The organism is Dyella soli (genome assembly GCF_054482295.1).
The window spans coordinates 220,798-240,355 of the sequence record NZ_JBTFFU010000004.1 but is presented as its reverse complement, the minus strand read 5'-3'; the positions used below and the strand labels follow the sequence as shown (position 1 = coordinate 240,355).

Here is a 19,558-nt window from a genome sequence, read left to right as displayed (position 1 = left end):
TGAGCAAGGGGAGATCCATGAACAGCTACCGCAAAAACAAAAAGCACCTGTTGGCGGCACTGATCACCGCATCGATGGCCTCGGCCGTGCCGATGCTGGCGTCGGCCCAGACCTCTGACGCGACCTTGCGCGGCAAGGCCGCCGCCGATACCGACGTGGTGGCCAAGAACGTCGCCACCGGCTCGGTGCGGCGCACGCACAGCGACAAGGACGGCAGCTATGCGCTGGTCGGGTTGCAGCCGGGCACTTACCAGGTCGATGCGGGCCCGGGCACCGAGCGCACCGTGACGGTGCAGGTCGGCACCACCGCAACGCTGAACCTGGCGGCCGCCGCGGCTGCCGCCACCGCGGCGCCCGGTGCCAACGCCACCAACCTCGGCACGGTGACGGTGAGCGCCACCACCCTGCAGGAAGTGAAGACCTCCGAGGTCGGCACCCAGGTTTCGCTGCGCCAGATCGACACCACGCCGGCGGCCTCGCGCAACTTCCTCGAATTCGCCGATACCGTGCCGGGCATGGTGTTCACGCGTGACTCCAGCGGCAATACCAGCCTTCGCTCGGGCGCCCAGGCGACGAGCAACATCAACGTCTATATCGACGGCGTGGGCCAGAAGAACTACGTGTTGCCGGGTGGCATCACCGGCCAGACCGGCAGCCAGGGCAACCCGTTCCCGCAGCTGGCCATCGCCGAGTACAAGGTCATCACTTCCAACTACAAGGCGGAGTACGACCAGGTCTCCAGTGCGGCCGTGACGGCGGAAACCAAGTCGGGCACCAACCAGTTCCACGGCAACGTGTTCGGCAGCTACACCAACACCACCATGCGCGCCATCCTGCCGAACGAAGAAGCGACCACCGGCAAGAAACAGCCGTCGCACGAAAAGGACTATGGCTTCGACTTCGGCGGGCCCATCCTCAAGGACCAGGCGCACTTCTACATCGCCTATGAAGGCAAGGAATTCGACACGCCCAAGGCCGTGGTGCCGCAGGGCGACTCGTCCCTCTGGCCGCAGCTGCCACCGGACGTGCAAAAGCAGATCGGCACGGCCAGCCTGCCGTTCAAGGAGAACGACTGGTTCGGCAAGGTCGATTGGGAGCCCACCGATCGCGACCGCATCGAAGTCAGCGCGAAATACCGTGACGAAACCCAGATCAGCGGTGTCGGTGGCATCAACACGGCGTCAGCCGCATTGAACACCGACAACACCGACAAGCGCTTTGACATTCGCTGGGATCACAGCACTGACAGCTGGTTCAACCGCCTGCAGGCCACGTACGAAGACGCCTTCTACACGCCGTCGCCGATCATCACCGGCGCAGGCGCCAATTACACGCCGTACAACAACCAGAACTCCATCCTGATCCAGACCGGCAACTCGCCGCTGGCGTTCCAGAACAAGGGCCAGAAGGGCCCGTCGATCTCCGACGACTTCACCTTCAACGACATCGAGTGGCACGGCGACCACGTGATCAAGATGGGCGTGAAGTTCAAGTCGGTGAAGCTGACCGCGCAGGACGCCGGCGACTCCAATGCCCTGTTCAGCTACGCCGTGGCGCCCACGGGCACCGAGTCGATTCCGTACAAGGTGATCTTCGCTTCGCCCGTGCCGGGCCTGAGTCCGGAGGCGACCAGTCGCGACAAGCAGTTCGGCACCTACATCCAGGACGACTGGCAGGTCGACGATCACTGGACCTTGAACCTGGGCGTGCGCTGGGACTACGAAAAGACGCCGTCGTATCTCGACTACGTGACGCCGGCCGACGTGGTGTCGGCGTTCAACCTGCAGGACCCGAATGCGCCTGCCGGCCAGACCTATGCACAGACCCTGGCCAAGGGCGGCGTGAACATCAACGACTACATCAGCACCGGCAACAACCGCAGCGCCCACAAGGGCCAGGTGCAACCGCGCTTCGGTTTTTCCGATGACCTGTTCGGCGACGAAGAGCACGTGATCTTCGGCGGCTGGGGTCGCGCCTACGACCGCAACCTGTACGAAACGCTGCAGGTGGAGCAGACCAAGTCGGTGCTGTCGCAGCCCACGCTGTTCTTCAACACGCCGCTGGCGCCGTGCACGCCCAGCAATACCTGCCTTGCGTGGGACCCGAAATACCTGAGCATCCCGAACCTGCAGGCGCTGGTGGCCGGTTCGTCCGCGGGCAAGGAAGTGGACTTGCTCAACAACAATATCCGCACGCCGCACTCCGACCAGCTCAGCCTGGGCATGCGCAACAAGCTCGGCGAATGGAACACCAGCGTCACCCTGGTGAGCATCAAGAGCTACGACGGCGTGGTCTTCACCCTGGGCGACCGCTACCCGGATGGCAGCTTCTGGAAGGTCTTCACCAACCCCGATGGCACCAAGTACGCCAATCAACCGTTTGGCAACGGCATTCCGGGCTTTGGCGCCCTGATCATCGGCAACAACGGATTGACCACCAAGACCGATCAGGTGCTGTTGTCGGCGGACAAGCCGTATACGCCGGAATCGCACTGGGGCGCCACGTTTGCGTATACCTATACGCATGCGCTGAAGAACAATGACAACAATGACCCGACCGACCAGTATGCGTTCGACTACGAGAAGATCGGCCACTATCCCTTCGTGACGGCGCCGGGCATCTCAAAGCATCGCCTGGTGGCGACCGGCTCGCTCGACGGCCCGTGGGGTTTTGTCTTCGGTGGCAAGCTGACCCTGGCCACGCCCGTTCCGGACATCAACCTGGCGTGCTACGGCGGAGTTCCCACGGGCGTGGACACCGGCACCATCGCGGGCAGCGGCTGTCGCGGTCTCGCGGCCAAGCCGCCGGGCACGGGCAAGTTCATCATCGGCGGCAAGGTCTTTGGTTACCGCGATATCGACCTGCAGGCGACCAAGAACTTCCGCATCTACGGCAATTTCAATGGCTATGTACGCATCGACCTGATCAACGCGTTCAACTGGCACAACTACGTGAACTACCTCGAGAGCTATGGCTCCAACGGCGTCCTCAACAAGACGCCCGTCATCTATAACCCGACCGGTGACATCACGGGCTATCCGCGTACCCTGAAGGTCACCGCCGGCATCAACTTCTGAGGCAGTACCTCCCGGCCGTCACGACGATGGCGCCTGACGAGGCCCGCACACGCGGGCCTCTCCTGGAAAGGCTTGAGATCATGATCAAGCGAATACTCCGCGCCGCCCTGGCGGGCGCATGGCTGTTCTCCACCGGGATCGCCTGTGCCGCGCACGCTCCGGCGAGTACCACCGCCAATGGCTACGAGACGCTGCCGCCCGCACAGCGCGCGGCCATCGACGACCTGGAGAAGCGCACCTTCCAGTGGTTCTGGGACAGTGCCGATCCGAAGACCGGGCTGGTGCCCGATCACTACCCGGGCCCGTCGTTTGCCAGCATCGCCTCGGTGGGCTTCGCGCTCACGGCGTACGGCGTCGGCGTGGAGCGCGGCTACGTGACCCGTGCCCAGGCCATCGACCGCACGCTGGCCACGCTGCACTTCTTCAATGACGCGCCGCAGGACGACAGCGAAGACGGCGCCACCGGCTTCCACGGGTTCTACTACCACTTCCTGAACATGCAGACCGGCAAGCGCCATGCCCGCGGCGTGGAGCTCTCCAGTGTGGACACCACCCTGCTGCTGGGCGGCGTGCTGTTCGCGCAGTCCTACTTCGACCGCCACACGGCCAGGGAAAAGGAAATCCGCGACCTCGCCGATGCCATCTACCGTCGCGTCGAATGGACGTGGATGCAGCCACGCGCACCGCTGATCAGCATGGGCTGGACGCCGGGCGGCAAGTTCATCAAGGCCGACTGGAAGGGTTACGACGAAGGCATGCTGGTGTATGTGCTGGCGCTGGGCTCGCCGACGCACCCGATCGAAGACGGCGCGTGGGCGGCGTGGGCAAAGACCTACCCGCAGACCTGGGGCGAATTCCAGGGCCAGACCTTCCTCAACTTCGCGCCACTGTTCGGTCACCAGTACAGCCAGGCCTGGATCGATTTCCGCGGCATCCAGGACGCATGGAGCAGCGAGCACGGGCTCGACTATTTCGAGAACAGCCGGCGTGCCACCTTTTCCCAGCGCGCCTATGCCATCGTCAATCCGAACCACTGGACCGGCTATGGCGAAAACGTATGGGGGTTGACCGCCTGCAACGGGCCGGGCGATGCGGTGGTCAAGCGCAACGACGGCAGCACGCGCGCCTTCTACGGCTACACCGCGCGCGGGGCAGGGCGCGACTACGTGTCCGATGACGGCACCATTGCGCCGACGGCCGCGGGCGGCTCCATCGCCTTCGCGCCGGAGATCGTGGTGCCCGCCCTGATGGAGATGAAGACGCGCTATGGCGACGCCGTCTACGGCCAGTACGGTTTCGTCGACGCCTTCAACCCGAGCTACGACACCAGCCTCACCCCCGCCGAAGGTCGCGCCGTGCCGGGCATGGGCTGGGCCGACGACAAGCAGATCGGCATCGACCAGGGCCCGATCGTGCTGATGATCGAGAACTGGCGCAGCGGCCTGGTGTGGAAGGTGATGCGCAAGAATCCGTACGTCCGCAAGGGCCTGCAGCGCGCCGGGTTCACCGGCGGCTGGCTGGACAAGGCCCGCTAGCCGCATGCGCTACCGCGCGCGACACGTGGGTGGCCAGGCTGCTGCCCGCCAACGAACGCGAGCAGCTCATGTCGCTGGCGCCTCCTCAGCCCGCGGCCACGCGTTCCTGTTCCGACTGCCGTACCAGCCAGGCCCTCAGTGCCGCGTCGCTGGCTGCGAGCGGTTCCGCGCCCGCAGGCCGCTGCAGCATGGCGGCCAGGGCGGGCGGCACGTCGATGCGTCGACCCACCAGCGGCTCGACGACGCTATCGAACTTCGCCGGGTGCGCGGTCGCCACCACCGCCCATGGCAGCGCATGACCCGAGCCCTGCATGCCGTCCAGCAGATGGACGGCGGTGGCCGTATGTGGACAGAACAGTTCGCCGTGGATGCTGGCGTGGCGCACGATGGTCTCGCGGATGGTCTCGTCGTCCACGCTGTCGGCATGCAACTGCATGCGCAACTCGTAGTCGTGGGGAAACGTCCAGCGCAGGCGCTCGAAATTGCTGGGCGCGCCCACGTCCATCGCGTTGGCCAGCGTGGCCACGGCTGCGCGCGGCGTGTAGGGGTCACCATCGAAATAGTCGCTGAGCGTCGCATTGGCATTGCAGGCCAGGCGGATCTCGCCCACCGGCAGGCCGATCTCGCGCACCCACAGGCAGGCCAGCGCATTGCCGAGGTTGCCCGTGGGCACGATGAAATTGAGCGGCGTGCGATGGCGCCGCCACCAGCCGAGCGCGGCATGCGCGTAGTAGCTCATCTGCGGCAACAGGCGGCCGAGACTGATGCTGTTGGCCGATGACAGCGGCAGCTGTACCTGCAGCTTCACATCGCGGAGCGCGGCCTTGACCATCTGCTGGCAATCGTCGAAGCGGCCGGCCACGCGCAAGGCCTTCACGTTGTCGCCAAAGCAGCCCAGTTGATGCGCCTGGCGCGGCGACACCAGGCCGTCGGGATAGAGGATCACCACGTTCACGCCGGGCTGGCGGTGGAAGGCCGCGGCCACCGCCGCGCCGGTGTCGCCCGAGGTGGCCACCAGGATGGTGAGCGGCGCGGCGCCGGCCGGTCGCAGGCGGCGGAAGCAGGCGGCGAGGAAGCGTGCGCCCACGTCCTTGAACGCGGCACTGGGACCGTGGAACAGCTCCAGCACGCTGGCATCCTGGTGATGGGGCAGCACACGCAGCGGCACCGGAAAATCGAGCGCGTCGCGGCAGATGGCCGGCAAGGCATCGGCCAGCGGGTTGCCGGCGAAGAACGGCGCCAGCAGCGTGGCCGCGGTGTCGGCCAGCGAGCCGTGCGGATCGAACGCGGAGGCATCGAGCCGCGGCAGGGCCTCGGGCACGTACAGGCCGCCATCGGGCGCCAGCCCGGCGGCGATCACTTCGTCGATGCGTGCCGCCGGACTGTTGCCGCGCGTGCTGCGATAGAGCAGCGGCTCGCTCATGCCGCGTCCTCCGCGATCAGGTTGGCGGCCGGCCCGTTGATGGGCGATACCAGGACATCGCTGTCGAGCCCTTCGTCGGCGAAGGCGGCGGCCATCGCGGCGGCGGCGCGCTCGGCGTCCTCGCGCCGCTCGTACCAGCCGAACACGCTCGGGCCTGCGCCGGAAATGCTGGCGCCCAGTGCCTGGTGGTCCAGCGCCGCCTGCTTCACCCTGGCAAAACCAGGCACCAGCGGCGCGCGGCGGGGTTCCACCAGCACGTCCTTGAGGCCTTCGCGCACCAGCGTGGCGTCACCGCGATGGCAACCGACCAGCACCAGGGCAAGATTCGCGTGTTGCGCCACCACGTCGTGCAGCGCAAAGCCGCCCGCGAGCGCGGCGCGCGACTGGCGCGTCTCCAGCACCACATGCGGATGCACCAGTGCGCAGTGCCAGGCCTCAGGTACCGGCAGCCGCAGCAGGCGGTCGCGCGTGGCCAGCACCAGACCGCCCAGCAGCATCGGGCCAAGGTTGTCGCCGTGGCGGCTGCCGCTGGCAATCACCTCGCCATCGAGCGCGAAGCCGTACAGCGATTCGCGCGGCAGCGGTCGTTCGAGCAGGGCGTTGGCGGCCACCAGTGCCGCGACGCAGGACGCGGCCGAGCCGCCCATGCCGGAACCAAGCGCGATGCCCTTGTGCAGTTCCACCTCGAAGCCATGGCGCAGGCCCAGCGCGCGGCGCAGCGAGAGCAGCGCCGCGCCGGCGGTGTTGCGCCCGGCTTCCAGCGGAAGGTCGGTCACGCGGCCGTGGACGGCAGCGATGCGCACGGTGGGTTCGTCGATGCGACGCACCAGGGCCCGATCGCCGGCACCCGCCACGCTGTGGCCAAGGATGTCGAAGCCCACCGCCACGTTGCCCACGCTGGCATAAGCCATGGCCTGTGCGCTCTCGGCGCGCTGCGGGGACGTCATGGGGTCGGCCACCTGGGCATTCATCAGCGTACCTCCAGCGATTCGGCAATGCGCAACAGATCGGCGAACACGCCGGCCGCCGTCACTTCGGGCCCTGCGCCCGGCCCTTGCACCAGCATCGGATTGTCACGGTAGCGGCGCGTGGTGAACTGCACGATGTTATCCGTGAGTCGCGTATGCGCAAACGGATGCGCGGCGGGCAGTATCGCAAGGCGCACGCTGGCGCGCCCGTGCGCATCGAGGCTGGCGACATGGCGCAACACGCTGCCTTGCGTCTGCGCGAGGGCCAGCTGCCCGGCCATCGGCGCATCGAGGCGATCCAGTTGCACCAGCGCATCGTCCAGCGGCAGCGCGGCCAGCTCCGGCGGCACCAGGCTTTGCACGTCGACGTCTTCCAGCGACAGCGACCAGCCAGCCTCGCGGGCGAGGATCACCAGCTTGCGGGCGACGTCGAGGCCGGACAGGTCGTCGCGCGGATCGGGCTCGGTATAGCCCAGTGCATGCGCCTCGCGCACCAGCTGGGAGAACGGCCGGCTGCCGTCGTGGCGATGGCACAGCCAGGCCAGCGTGCCGGAGAACATGCCCTCGACCGCCAGCAGTTCGTCACCGGTGTCGAGCAGGTCGCGCAGCGTCTGCACCACGGGCAGCCCGGCGCAGACGGTGGCCTCGTAGCGAAAGCGCATGCCCGCGCGGCAGGCGGAGCGGATCGCCTGGAGCCGCTCGAGCGGACCGCTGCCGGCGAGCTTGTTGGGCGTGACCACATGCAGGCCGGCATCCAGCCAGCGGGCATAGCACGCGGCGACGGCCTCGCTCGCGCTGCAATCGATCAGCAGCGCGTGGCGGCCGTCGTTGCCGCGTACGTGCGCGGCGAACTCGTCGAGGTTGCTCGGTCGCCAGGTCTGGGCGCTGTCGTGGCGGCCGTTGAGTTCCGGGTCGTCGGCGTCCAGCCACATGCGGCGGCTGGCGGCCACGCCGCAGAGCTTGAGCTCCAGTCCGGCACGTGCCAGTCGCGGCTGCGCGGCGCGCAGCTGGTCGAGCAGGGCGCTGCCGACACGGCCGGGACCGATCAGGCCCACGGCGAGCACGCGCTGGCGTGCGGTGACCGTCGGCAGCGCCATGGCATGCGGCGGAAGCGACGGTCGTTCAGCAGATGGCGATGCAGCAAGGTTCACGGTGGCCTCCAGGTCGGGGCCCGTGCTCGCTGGCGGTCTCGGAGTGTGCACCGGCCCGCCTCATCGAGGGCGGGGCCGTTTGCGTTGGGAAACTTATTCGCGCACGGAAACCCACCCCGACCCGGTGGTAATAGTGGTCGTGGTGGAGGTCATCGTGGCGGAGATCATGACGCCGGCGCAGGACGGCACGCGTCCGGTGGTGACCGGAAGGACAAACCTGCGTGCTGGCGCGAATGACGGCGACATGGCCCGACCTTAGGCGCGATGCTGCATTGCAGTCAACTGATTCATTTGTAACTTTGGCGGCCCGGCTCAGGGCGACAACCCGATCGCGTAGGTCGCCGTGCCGTCGCCGTTGTCCCTGAGCTGGCGGATGTGGCGCAGGCCCGCTTCGCGCGCCACCTCCTGCTTGCCGGCGGCGCCCTTGAACACCACGTCGCCGCGGGTTTTCAGCGGGGCGAAGCGCCATGAACTGGCCGGCAGGTCCTTCGCGTCGATGATCCGGTTCCGTTGCAGCCATTGGGCGAGGATCTCGCGCGCACCATCGGGTGCGGCCAGCACCGTGTTCGTGCCGTCCAGTCCAGGGAAGTTGCCGCCGCCGCTGGCGCGGTAGTTGTTGGTGGCCACGATGAACGGCTGTTGCGGCGTCACCGGCCTGCCCTGGTAGCGCAGGTCGACGATGCGCTGGCCTTCCGGCTTCGACACGTCGACGAGGTAGCTGAGCTCGCCCTGGATCTGGTCGAAGTTGTAGCCGGGCAGGCCGGGATTGATCAGCGCCTGCTCGCCTTCCCGCGTGGGGTCGATGCGGTTGAAGCGTTGCGCCGACTTTTCCAGCCATGCCTTGAGGCCGGCGCCATCCACTTTCACTGCCGCCAGCGTATTGGGGTAGAAGTACAGGTCCGCGGCACTGCGCAGGGTCAGCGGACCGACGGCGACGTCGGTGTAATCGTCCGGGCCGCCGAAGCCGGTGCGGAACGCGGCAGCGGCCGAGAGCACCGGCAAGGCGGCCAGTTCGGGGTGCAGCCGGGGCAATTCGCGTTGCACGTAATCGCGCATGGCCGCGTTGACGGGCGCCAGCGCGCTCATGTTGCCCTCGTCGGCGAAATAGCTGCTCAGGTGCAGGCGCGTCTCGCCAATGGGCGTATTCACATGGGCCACGGCGGCCTCGTGGGCCGTTTTCACCAGCGGCGCGATGGTCGGGTCGGCCGGGACGCAGACGTTCTTGGCCGGGCAGATCGGCCGCACTTCACTGTGCGTCTGCCCCTTGTCGACGATCCAGTGGCCATCCCGTCGTTCCAGCGACAGCGCGATGACCCCCAGGTCCTTGCCGAAGAAGCCGCCCATCACGGCCGGCGTACCGCGCACGAAGCCGCGCGCGGCATCCACCTCCTGCATCCCCGCGTAGTGAGGGCCGGGGAATTCGGTATGCGAATGGCCAAGCAGCAGGGCGTCGATGCCGGGCAGGCCGGCCAGGTACCAGCCGCCGTTTTCCATCTCCGGCCCATAGGCGGCCGTATCGAGGCCGCCGTGCAGCACGGCGACGATGAGGTCGGGGTGCTGCGCCTGCAGTTCGGGCAGGTATTTCTGCGCGGCCTCGACCACGCCGGTCACGGTGACCTTGCCGGCGAGGTTCTGCTTGTCCCATTCCAGGATGGGCGGCGGGGTGAAGCCGATGATGCCGACCCGGAGCGGCACGCGGCGGCTGCTGCCGTCGGGCGCGGTGACGGCGATGTCCTTTTGCACCACGGTCCACGGCCGGAAGATCGGCGCACCGTCGCGGGCGCTGAACACGTTGGCCAGCACCAGCGGGAAATGCGGGCCGGCGCAGCGGTCGGCGTGGCCGCCTTCCACGTTCATCGGCGTGCCGGTGACCTGCGAGAGGAAGCCCAGGCCGTAGTTGAACTCGTGGTTGCCGGCAGTGCCGCCGTCGTAGCCGAGCGCGTCCATGGCCCGGTAGATACCCAGTTCCTCGCCGCAGCCCACGGGCTGCACCTGGGCCTGGTAGTCGGCCAGCACGCTGCCCTGGATGGTGTCGCCGCTGTCGAACAGGAAGCTGTCGGGAAATTCGGCGCGGGCGCGGCGGATCAAGGTGGCCGTGCGCTCATAGCCGACCGAGTCGTCCTCGCGCTGCTTGTAATAGTCGTAGCTGAGCACGGTGGAGTGGACGTCGGTGGTTTCCAGCACGGCGACCCGGGCCCGGCTGCCGTCCGGCAACGAGGCGGGCTGCAAGGCCTGGCTGGCGCAGCCGGCGAGCAGGGCGCCGGCAAGGACGGCAAGGGGGAGCAGGCGTGGGGGCATGGGCGAAGTTCGTTGGCTGGCGTGCGAGGGGCGCAACCTAGCAGATCGGCATGGCGCAGGGACGGCGAAACGGTGGCTGAACCGCACGGTGGCGCCATCTGCCCGTTGCCGGCCATTGTGCCTGTGACCGTCGCAAGACCGTAGAATTGCAGCCAGATGACACTGAGGCCAAACAGGGGGCCTTTTCCTTTTATGCCACGACTATCGCTACGCTTCGTGCGGAAAAGTGCGGCATGGCTCTGCGCTGCAGGTTTCTTCCTGTTCTGCGTGAGCATGACTGCCCTGCGTGAGCCCGCCCTGCTGCAGCAGGCCTTCGTGATCGCGCTGATGGTGTGCGCCTTCGGCGTGCTGCTGTTCGCGTTCGCCCGGCCGGCGACGGCGCTGGTGGTGAGTGGCGGCCTGTTCCTCGGGCTCAACTTCCTGTCGGTGCTCAAGCTGCGCTATCTCGATTCGCCGCTGATGCCGACGGATTTCGTCTACTACGCGCGCAGCAGCCTGCTGGAGACGCTGGGGCACTACCCGCATCTGTACGGACTGGCCATCGTGGTCGGCGTGGTCACGCCGCTGGCGCTGTGGGCGCTGTGGCGCTGGGATCGCCGCCTGCTCGCCCACCTGAGCCCGAGCCGGGCGCTGGTGACGCGCCTCGGCGGCGTCGCCGCATGGGGGCTGGCGTTCTGGATCTGCCTGCTGCCGAACGGTCCGTTTGCGGAAGTCCACGCCAGGAATGCGTGGGAGAAGCTTTCCGACGACGCCCAGATCACCAACTTCTTCGTCAACTTCAGCGACTCGGACATCCAGCTGCCCGCGCTGGCGGACGACGCCGTGGCCGAGCAGGAATGGGGCGCCACCGCACAGGGCGAGCCGTCGGCCAGCCCGCGCCAGCCGGAAAACTACCCGGACATCGTGCAGGTGCTGGAAGAGAGCACCTTCAATCCGTCCAACTTCACCCAGTGCAACATCCCCGAGTGCCGCGTGTCGATGTTCAAGGTCGATGCGCGCACCCGCGCCACCGGCCCGATGCGTGTGCACACCTTCGGCGGTGGCACCTGGGTGAGCGAGTTCGCCACGCTGACCGGCATGCCGCAGGACATCTTCGGCCCCGGCGGCATGTACGCACCCTATGTGCTGGCGCCGCACGTGCGCGACAGCCTGCCCATGCAGTTGCAGCGCCTGGGTTACTTGACCGTGGCGATCTATCCGACCAACGGCAGCTTCCTCAACGGCCGCAACGCGTACAAGGCCTATGGCTTCGACCAGTTCTACGACGCGGCCCAGCTCGGCCTGCCGGAATGGGAAGAAAGCGACAAGCAGATGTTTGCCGCGGCCAAGCGCGTCTACGACAAGGTGAAGAAGCCGGGCCAGCCGGTGTTCGTGATGATCCTCACGCTCGCCCAGCATGGCCCGCACGACAGCGATCCGGTGTCGTCGCTGCCGGCTCCCTTCAACAAGGGGCTGCTCAAGGGCCTGCCGTCGCGCGAGGGCATCAACTTCAATACCTACCTGTCCAACCTGCGTAACTCCGACGTGGCCATGCGCGGCCTGGAACACGACTTCCTCGATCGCGCGCAACCCACCGTGCTGGTGCACTTTGGCGACCACCAGCCGTCGTTCAACGGCCTGATCCGCGACATGCCGCGCACCTGGCCGGCGGAGCTGGCTTCGCGCAAGGACTACCTGACCTACTACATGATCAAGAGCAATTTCGGCAGCGCGCCGTTGCCGCGCTATCCGATGCTCGATATCGCCTTGTTGCCGAGCATGGTGCTGCAGGCCGCCGACCTGCCGACCGACCCCTATTTCTCGGCGGCCATCGCGCTGCGCTCGCGTTGCAACGGCCTGTACACCGACTGCGCGCAGCCGGAGCTGGTGAAGTCGTACCACGCCTGGATCTTCAACCGGCTGCACGTGTACGAGTGACGACGGCCGGGTCGCGCGCTGGCGCGACCCGGGGCGTGGTCAATGGCGTTCCGGCCTGGCAAAGTCGAAGTAGGTATACGTCGTACCTTCCGTCTGCAGCCGTTTGAGCTGCACCACGAAGCTGTACTCGCTGGCCGGCAGGCTGCTGCCGTCGATGCGCTGCACGCTCAGGCCGGTGGCCGCTTGCGCGGGACGCCACTGGGCGGACGTCACCTGGAAGGCATCGAGCGGGCGGGCGAGGGTGCCGTTCAATGCCTCGTGCAGCACGCGGCCTTGTGCGCGCGCCAGCGGAAGGTCGAGCAGGGCCGCGACGGTGGGCGCGACGTCCACGTTGCCGCTCGGCAGCGTGTCGCGGAACTCGGTGCGGAAATCCGGGCCTGCGGCCAGCAACGTGTTGTGCACGTCGATGGGGCTGAAACTGCCGTGCGTGCCGCGCTCGTTGGTCTGGCTGCTGTACTCGGTGCCGCGAAAGCCCTGCACGACGGCATCGGCATCCCAGGCGTAGCTGATGATGATGTCCGGGCCGCGCGTGGCATGTTCCAGGTGAACGTTCTCCGCTGGCAGCGTGCCGGGGATCTTGCCGTAGCGTCCCGCCACGAAGATGGCGCCCACGTAGTCGCGCGATTGCAGCCAGCGCACGGCACGCCTGACCACCGCCGCGTCGTGCTCGGGCTGATAGAGATACTCGGTGCCGCCATTGGGTGCGATGACCAGTGCACCCCTGGGCAGCGGGTCGGGCACCTTGTAGCCCGGCGTGGTGTACGGGCCCGGCTTGCCGCAAAGGCTGCCGTCATCGTCGTAGCGGGTGGGCATCAGCGGGGAGCCGTCACGGCGCAGCCCGCTCATCACCGGGGCGTAGATGCAGCCAAAGCCGTCGAACGCGGTGAAGCCTGCGCGCGTGAGCTGGTCGGCGAGGCGCACGCCCCCGGACACGGAATACCCCCAGGCGTTGTCGACGCCGGCCACGCGGCCGTCATTGATCTGTCGCAGCGGAAACAGCTCGCGCGCGCCGGCGACATTGCTGTGCGCATGATCGGAGACCACGATGAGGTTGGTATCGCGGTCCATGCCCAGTGCCTTCAGCTTCGCCTCCAGCGCGCCGAGCAGCGCATCCTGCGCCTGCAGGGCCAGATGGAATTCCGGCGAACCGACGCCATAGAGATGCTCGGTGGTGTCGGGGTTGCGCAGCCACACCACGCTCAGGTCGGGGCGATGGCGCGGCAGGATCTGCTCCAGGTACACCTTCATCAGCCACGCATTCGCCGCGGTGGGCGGCGTGTCGACGGCGACGGTGGCATCGGAGCTGACGCCGTCCTTCAGCGTCTGCAGCTTGCCTTGCTCGGTGGGCGAGCCGTTGTCCTCGCGCAGGGAGAGCTCGCCCTCGCCATAGGTGTTGGCGGCGCGTGCCGGCAAGGGAAAGCCGGCCTGCTGCAGTTCCTTGGCGAAGCGCAACGGCAGCGCGGTGTTCTCGTCGAGCAGCACGCCCTGGCTGCCGTCGTTCGCCAGCCGGTAATCCTGCAGGAAGGCGGGCCCGGACTTGCCCACCACGGCGGTCGTCAGCCCGGCCTTGTGCGCGGCATCGAACAGCGTGGGCAGTTCGAGCAGTGCATGCCCGTCATGCCCATCGAGGCTGCGTAGCACGGCGTAGTCCTCGGTGTACACCGGATTGCGCAGGTCGACCGCCTGGCCCTTCGCGTCCTTGCCGCTGCCCCCCGGCGACCAGAAGCGGTTGCCATAGAAGCCGATCGGGCCCGGGAACGCACCCGTGGCGAAGCTCGACGCATTGGCCATGGTGAAGGTGGGATAGGTGGCGTGGTTGTCGTCGAACCAGCTGCCGCGGCGGGCGAGGGCAAGCAGGTTGGGCGTGTCCTCGGCGCTCACGGCATCCGGGCGCATGCCATCCCAGACAAACACGATCACGCGATGCGCGGCGGCCGCAGGCTGGGACACGGACAAAGCGGCAAGCATCGCGATGCCCGCGATGCGGCGTAGCGCACGAGGTAGTGGAAGTAGCATGCATGGCCCCTGGTGGACGGCGACAAACCATACATGCTGGTGAAGCGGTGTTGCAGTTTGGTGGCGGCGCCACGTCGCCTCCGCCGGGGGAGGCGACGCTGGGATCAGACGGCGTAGCGCACGCCGCCGATCCAGGTTTCGTGCGCCACCAGTGCATCGTCGAGCACGGCAAAGTCGGCGCGCTGGCCCGCCACCAGGCGGCCATGCGTGCGGTCGAGCCCGAGCCACGCCGCCGGATAGGCGCTGGCCATGCGCGAAGCTTCGGCCAGTGGCAAGCCGACCATGTTCACCAGGTTGCGCACGCCGGTGGCCATGTCCAGCGCCGAACCGGCGAGCACGCCCGCCTCGCTCTGGCAGATGCCGTCGCGCGCGACGATGGTCTGGCCATTGAGCACGTATTCGGGACTGTCCGCGCCCACCGGCGGCATCGCATCGGTCACCAGCACGCTCTTGCCCCTGGCCTTGGCGGCAATGGCCACGCGCAGCGCGACGGGATGCACGTGATGGCCATCGACGATAAGCCCGCACCAGCTGTGCGGATCGTCCAGCGCCGCGCCGACCACGCCCGGCTCGCGACTGCCCAGCGGGGTCATCGCGTTGTACAGATGGGTGAAGCCGGTGACGCCCGCATCGAGCGCTGCACGCGTGGTGTCGTAGGTCGCGGCGGTGTGGCCCGCGACCACGATCACGCCGGCCTCGCTGAGCTGGCGGATGGTATCGAGCGGTACTTCTTCCACCGCGAGCGTGAGCATGACCACGCCACGCCGGTGGCGCGTGATGGCCGCGACGTCGTTCGGATCGGGAAGGCGGAACAGGCTGGCATCGTGGATGCCCTTGCGCGCCGTGGCGAGGAACGGGCCTTCGAGATGGATGCCGAGCACGCCCGGCACGCCCTGCTCGATGGCCGCATCGACCGCGTCGAGCGCCTTGCACATGACCTCGGCCGTGTCGGTGATCAGGGTCGGCAGGAAGCTGGTGGTGCCGAACTTGCGATGCGCGGCGCCGATCGCCGCCAGCGCCTCGACGGTGGGCTCGGCGTTGAACAGCACGCCGCCGCCGCCGTTGACCTGCACGTCGATGAAGCCGGGCAGCAACAGCCGGCCCTTGAGGTCATGCGCCTGCGCGGCCGCGACTCGCGGGTCGCCGGCATGCGTGATGGCTTCAATGCGTTCGCCGCGCACCAGCACCGCCAGGCCGTCCTGCGGACCGTGATCGGTGAGCACGCGACCGTTGGTGAGCGCGATGAGTGCCTGCGGCGTGGTCATTACATGGTCTCCGTCACCTTGCGCAGATGTGGCGGTACATCCGGATCGTAGCCGCGCGACAGTGCCAGTGCGCTGGCGGCGCGGTAGAAACTCTGTACCGTCAGCAGCGGCGTCACGATCGGCGAAATGCCTTCCGGCAGCGACAGCTTGTCCGGATGGCCGTTGCCCGGCGCGGCGACCCACACGCGTGCGCCGCGTGCGCGGAATTCGTCCGCGACTGCCAGCGTATTGTCGAGCGTGCCGTCGTCCTGGGCAAAGAACAGCACCGGGAAGCCATCGCCCACCAGGGCCATCGGCCCGTGCTTCACTTCCGCCGCGCTGAACGCTTCCGCGTGCAGGCCGCAGGTTTCCTTGAGCTTGAGCGCCGCTTCCAGCGCCGCGCCGAAGCCGAAGCCGCGACCGACCACGAACAGGTTGCGCGCATCGCGCAGGCCATCGGTCAGTGCGCTCCAGTCCGCGTCCCAGCCGCGACGAAGGTCGTCGGGCAGGCGTGCCACGGTGGCGTGCAGCTCCGCATCGTCGGTCCAGTGCGCGGTGAGCTGCAGGATGGCCGCGAGCGTGGCCAGGTAGCTCTTGGTCGCCGCCACGCTCAGCTCCGGGCCGGCACGCAGCGGGATCACCGTATCGGCCAGCGCGGCCAGCGGCGAATCCTCCACGTTCACCAGCGCCAGCACCTGTGCGCCGGCGTCCTTGGCAGCCTGCGCGCTGCGCAGGAGGTCCGGGCTCTTGCCGGACTGCGAGATGGCCACGAACAGCGCGCCATCCAGGTGCAGGTCGGCATCGTAGATCGAGGAGATCGACGGCGAAGCCGAGGCCGTGATCAGCCCGAGGCGCGTCTCGAACACGTACTTGGCGTAGGCGGCCGCATGATCGGAGCTGCCGCGCGCGCACGTCGCGATGAAGCGCGGCGGCTTCGCGCGCAATTGCTCACCGAGCGACTTCAGCACCTGGGCGTTCTCGCGCAGCTGGCGCTCGACGACCGCGGCCGACTCCTGGGCTTCGCGGTACATCAGGGTGGAACTGGCTTCTTTCATGGCTTTCTCGATGGCTTGCGTGGACACCGGCCGCGTGGGGAGGGCGCGCTCGCGGCGCGCGCTCAGCCCTTGCGCGGCGCTGGGGTTGGCGGTGGCGCGGTGGAGCCGCGCACCACCAGTTCGGGGATGAAACATTCGTTGGGCGGCATCTCGACGGTACCGCCGGCCTTGTGCTGCAGTTCGGCCATCAGCTGCAGCGCGGCATGCCGACCGATGTCGCTGGTGGACTGCCGTGCCGTGGTCAGTGCGGGCCACGCCTGCTTGGAGAACGGACTGTCCTCGAAGCCGGCGATGGAGAGGTTCCAGGGCACGTCCAGGCCGCTCGACCGCGCCGCCGCCAGCACGCCGGCGGCGATCTCGTCGTTGCTGCCGAAAATGGCCGTGGGCGGATCCTTCAGCGCGAGCAGCTTGCGCGCGCCGCGGAAGCCGTCGTCGAAGGCATAGCGGCCGGGGATCACGAGCTTCTTGTCGAGCGCGATGCCGTAGTCCTTGAGGGCGTCCGCGTAGCCCTGGTACCGCTCGGGACTGGAGCGGTGGTGCGGCTCGCCCCACAGGAAGCCGATGCGCGTGTGGCCGAGCTGGATCAGGTGCTCGGTAATCGCATACGCCGCGCTGCGGTCGTCGATGTAGACGCAAGGGGAGCCGTCGTGCGGATCGTCACGCGAGGAAATGATGCGCACGAAGCCGATGTCGTTATGCATCAGCTTGGCGATCAGCTCCGCCTGCTCGGACATCGGCGGCGCCAGTACGAGGCCGGCCAGCCGGTTGCGTTCGACCAGCGCGCACAGTTCGTCGGCGAGATCGGGCGAGGTCGCATCGCAGGGATGAATCAGCAGGCCGTAGCCGCGTTCGCGACAGGCGGACAGCACGCCGTCCTGCATGCTGATCACGTAGTGCGCGTTGGGATTGTCGTAGACCAGTCCGATCGCATACGCATGCGTGCTGCGCAGGCCGCGGGCGGACAAGTTGGGCTGGTAGCCCAGCGCCTCGATCGCCCGCTCGACCTTTTCGCGCGTGTCGCTGCGCACCGAGGCCTCGCGGTTGATGACGCGCGAGACGGTCTTGAGCGACACGCCCGAACGCTTGGCGACGTCCTTGATGGTGGGGTTGCGCAACGGGGAACTCCGGCAGAACGGAACAGGCATCGTAGCCCAGCGGCTCGCTGCTGGGCGGCGGCGCCACGCCCGGTGCGCCGCCTCGTGTCAGGCTCAGTGGGCGTGCTGGCCCACGCGATGGCCGCGCACGCCGTAGAACAGGATGTACAGGTAGCAGGGCACCATCAGGGCCATGAATACCAGCTGGAAGTTGAAGTGCTGTTTCAGGTGCACGAACAGCTGCGGCACCAGCGCGCCACCGGCGATCGCCATGATCAGCAGCGCCGAACCACGCTCGGTGAGGCGGCCCAGTCCCTTGATGGCCAGCGGGAAGATCGCCGGCCACATCATCGCGTTGGCAAAGCCCAGCGCGGCGACGCAGGTCACCGAGGCATAGCCCTGGGTGAAGTACGCGCCTAGCGTGAACAGCACGCCGAGCACGGCCGACACGGCCAGGTAGCTCTGCTGCGATATCACGCGGGGAATCAGCACCAGGCCGGCCAGGTAGCCCAGCAGCATCGCCACCAGCGTGAACGAGGTGAAGTGCTTGGTCTCGTCCAGCGGCAGGCCGAAACCCTGCCCGTAGGTGCCGATGGCGTCGCCCGCCATCACTTCCACGCCCACGTAGAGGAACAGGCACAGCACGCCCAGCCACAGGTGGGGGAAGCTGAAGATGCCACCCTTGTCGTGGCCGATCTCGGCCTCGCTGTTGGCGCCGGCCGGCTTGATCTCCGGCAGCGGCGAACGGATCACCCAGATCGCCAGCAGCACCAGCAGGCCGGCCATGATCATGTACGGCATGTGGATCTTGGCGGCGAACGCGCTGAGCAGCGCCTCGCGCGCTTCCGGTGTCGGGGCCGCCTTCACCTGCTGGTCGAAGGTGGCGATGCCGGTCAGCACCAGCGCGCCGAACACGAACGGCGCCAGCGCGCCGGCGATCTTGTTGCAGATGCCCATGAAGGCGATGCGCTGCGCGGCGCTGTCGATCGGGCCCAGGATGCTGATGTACGGATTGGACGCCGTCTGCAGGAGGGCGAGGCCCGCGCCGATCACGAACAGGCCCACCAGCGCGGGATAGAACACGCGCATGCTGACGAACTGGCCGAACATCACCGCGCCGATGGCCATGACGAACAGGCCCAGGCCCATGCCCTTCTTCATGCCCGTGCGGCGCAGCACGCTCGACGACGGAATGGCCAGGAAGAAATACGAGAAATAGAACACCAGCGGCACCAGGAACGCGGACACGTCATCCACGTTGAAGGCCAGTTTCACGAAGGTGATCAGCGGGCCGTTGAGCCAGGTGACGAAGCCGAAGATGAAGAACAGCACGCCGATGATCAGCATCGGCACCACGCTGGATGCGCGTGGCTCGCCGGCGGCAAGAGTGGTTGACGACATGTGGTGAGGACTCCCCGCGGGTTTCCGATGACTGACTGCATGGCCGGCGGCCATGACTCCCCCGAATGACCTTTTATCCGCGCTAACTAGCAACGTTGTCAATTGCTGTCGTCCGCCGGTCAGCGGAAAGGCCGCGCGGCCGGCGCCGTCGGGGCTGCCCGCGACGCCGTCATGGCGCGCCGCGTCAAGCCTTTGTCCAGCGCTGTCATGTGGCGATTGGTTGGCTTCAGGCAAGGTCTCAGGCCGTTTTCCAGCATAGCCGGGGAAGGGTCTCGGTGCCGTGATGCTGCGATGCCGCAAACCACCGTGGCGAGCCGGAAATAAGTCCTGTTGACAACGTTGTCATCCGTTACCAGACTCCGGCCAAATTGGAGGCGCT

At 67.5% G+C, this 19,558-nt stretch carries 12 protein-coding genes; 3 read left to right on the top strand and 9 right to left on the bottom strand.

The features are described 5' to 3' along the window. Positions 1-17: 17 nt before the first annotated feature. Complete coding sequence (locus ACXU4B_RS17450; RefSeq protein ID WP_240734188.1) at positions 18-3,077, top strand: TonB-dependent receptor; 3,060 nt, start codon at positions 18-20, stop codon at positions 3,075-3,077. 80 nt (positions 3,078-3,157) lie between these two features. Further along, entirely contained in the window at positions 3,158-4,612 is a 1,455-nt protein-coding gene (locus ACXU4B_RS17445) for a glucoamylase family protein (protein ID WP_131413119.1), read from the top strand. A gap of 85 nt (positions 4,613-4,697) precedes the next feature. On the opposite strand, the gene thrC is transcribed toward ACXU4B_RS17445, so the two are convergent. The 4 genes from thrC to ACXU4B_RS17425 form a co-directional block, all read right to left on the bottom strand. Beyond that, a complete protein-coding gene (gene thrC / locus ACXU4B_RS17440) occupies positions 4,698-6,035 on the bottom strand; it encodes a threonine synthase (RefSeq protein ID WP_131413121.1) in 1,338 nt (445 codons plus the stop codon). Further along, a complete protein-coding gene (locus tag ACXU4B_RS17435; protein WP_131413123.1) occupies positions 6,032-7,006 on the bottom strand; it encodes a homoserine kinase in 975 nt (324 codons plus the stop codon). Before ACXU4B_RS17435 ends, thrC begins: the two co-directional genes overlap by 4 nt. Further along, positions 7,006-8,100 (bottom strand): homoserine dehydrogenase family protein, encoded by a 1,095-nt coding sequence (locus ACXU4B_RS17430; protein ID WP_131413501.1) that lies wholly within the window; start codon positions 8,098-8,100, stop codon positions 7,006-7,008. The genes ACXU4B_RS17435 and ACXU4B_RS17430 overlap by 1 nt, the downstream gene beginning before the upstream one ends. Positions 8,101-8,466: 366 nt before the next feature. Beyond that, positions 8,467-10,452, bottom strand: a complete 1,986-nt coding sequence (locus tag ACXU4B_RS17425; protein WP_131413125.1) for a bifunctional 2',3'-cyclic-nucleotide 2'-phosphodiesterase/3'-nucleotidase — start codon at positions 10,450-10,452, stop codon at positions 8,467-8,469. A gap of 273 nt (positions 10,453-10,725) precedes the next feature. On the opposite strand from ACXU4B_RS17425, the gene ACXU4B_RS17420 reads away from it, so the two are divergent. Then, positions 10,726-12,369, top strand: coding sequence for an LTA synthase family protein (locus ACXU4B_RS17420; protein WP_338069402.1), 1,644 nt, complete (start codon positions 10,726-10,728; stop codon positions 12,367-12,369). Between the two features lie 39 nt (positions 12,370-12,408). Here the strand turns inward: ACXU4B_RS17420 and ACXU4B_RS17415 are convergent, their stop codons facing one another. The 5 genes from ACXU4B_RS17415 to ACXU4B_RS17395 form a co-directional block, all read right to left on the bottom strand. Then, entirely contained in the window at positions 12,409-14,385 is a 1,977-nt protein-coding gene (locus tag ACXU4B_RS17415) for an alkaline phosphatase family protein (RefSeq protein ID WP_131413129.1), read from the bottom strand. Between the two features lie 104 nt (positions 14,386-14,489). After that, entirely contained in the window at positions 14,490-15,650 is a 1,161-nt protein-coding gene (nagA, locus tag ACXU4B_RS17410) for an N-acetylglucosamine-6-phosphate deacetylase (protein WP_131413131.1), read from the bottom strand. Further along, the gene (locus ACXU4B_RS17405; protein WP_131413133.1) at positions 15,650-16,684 is read right to left on the bottom strand and encodes an SIS domain-containing protein; all 1,035 of its coding nucleotides are present in this window, start codon (positions 16,682-16,684) and stop codon (positions 15,650-15,652) included. The genes nagA and ACXU4B_RS17405 overlap by 1 nt, the downstream gene beginning before the upstream one ends. Positions 16,685-16,746: 62 nt before the next feature. Beyond that, positions 16,747-17,799: a LacI family DNA-binding transcriptional regulator gene (locus ACXU4B_RS17400; protein ID WP_131413135.1), complete on the bottom strand. Its 1,053-nt coding sequence runs from the start codon at positions 17,797-17,799 to the stop codon at positions 16,747-16,749. A gap of 93 nt (positions 17,800-17,892) precedes the next feature. Then, complete coding sequence (locus tag ACXU4B_RS17395; protein WP_131413137.1) at positions 17,893-19,179, bottom strand: sugar MFS transporter; 1,287 nt, start codon at positions 19,177-19,179, stop codon at positions 17,893-17,895. Between the last annotated feature and the right edge of the window lie 379 nt (positions 19,180-19,558).

Coding starts and splice junctions, on each gene's coding strand:
- ACXU4B_RS17450 (WP_240734188.1), top strand. CDS start 18: ATGAACAGCTACCGCAAAAACAAAAAGCACCTGTTGGCGGCACTGATC.
- ACXU4B_RS17445 (WP_131413119.1), top strand. CDS start 3,158: ATGATCAAGCGAATACTCCGCGCCGCCCTGGCGGGCGCATGGCTGTTC.
- thrC (WP_131413121.1), bottom strand. CDS start 6,035: ATGAGCGAGCCGCTGCTCTATCGCAGCACGCGCGGCAACAGTCCGGCG.
- ACXU4B_RS17435 (WP_131413123.1), bottom strand. CDS start 7,006: ATGAATGCCCAGGTGGCCGACCCCATGACGTCCCCGCAGCGCGCCGAG.
- ACXU4B_RS17430 (WP_131413501.1), bottom strand. CDS start 8,100: ATGGCGCTGCCGACGGTCACCGCACGCCAGCGCGTGCTCGCCGTGGGC.
- ACXU4B_RS17425 (WP_131413125.1), bottom strand. CDS start 10,452: ATGCCCCCACGCCTGCTCCCCCTTGCCGTCCTTGCCGGCGCCCTGCTC.
- ACXU4B_RS17420 (WP_338069402.1), top strand. CDS start 10,726: ATGACTGCCCTGCGTGAGCCCGCCCTGCTGCAGCAGGCCTTCGTGATC.
- ACXU4B_RS17415 (WP_131413129.1), bottom strand. CDS start 14,385: ATGCTACTTCCACTACCTCGTGCGCTACGCCGCATCGCGGGCATCGCG.
- nagA (WP_131413131.1), bottom strand. CDS start 15,650: ATGACCACGCCGCAGGCACTCATCGCGCTCACCAACGGTCGCGTGCTC.
- ACXU4B_RS17405 (WP_131413133.1), bottom strand. CDS start 16,684: ATGAAAGAAGCCAGTTCCACCCTGATGTACCGCGAAGCCCAGGAGTCG.
- ACXU4B_RS17395 (WP_131413137.1), bottom strand. CDS start 19,179: ATGTCGTCAACCACTCTTGCCGCCGGCGAGCCACGCGCATCCAGCGTG.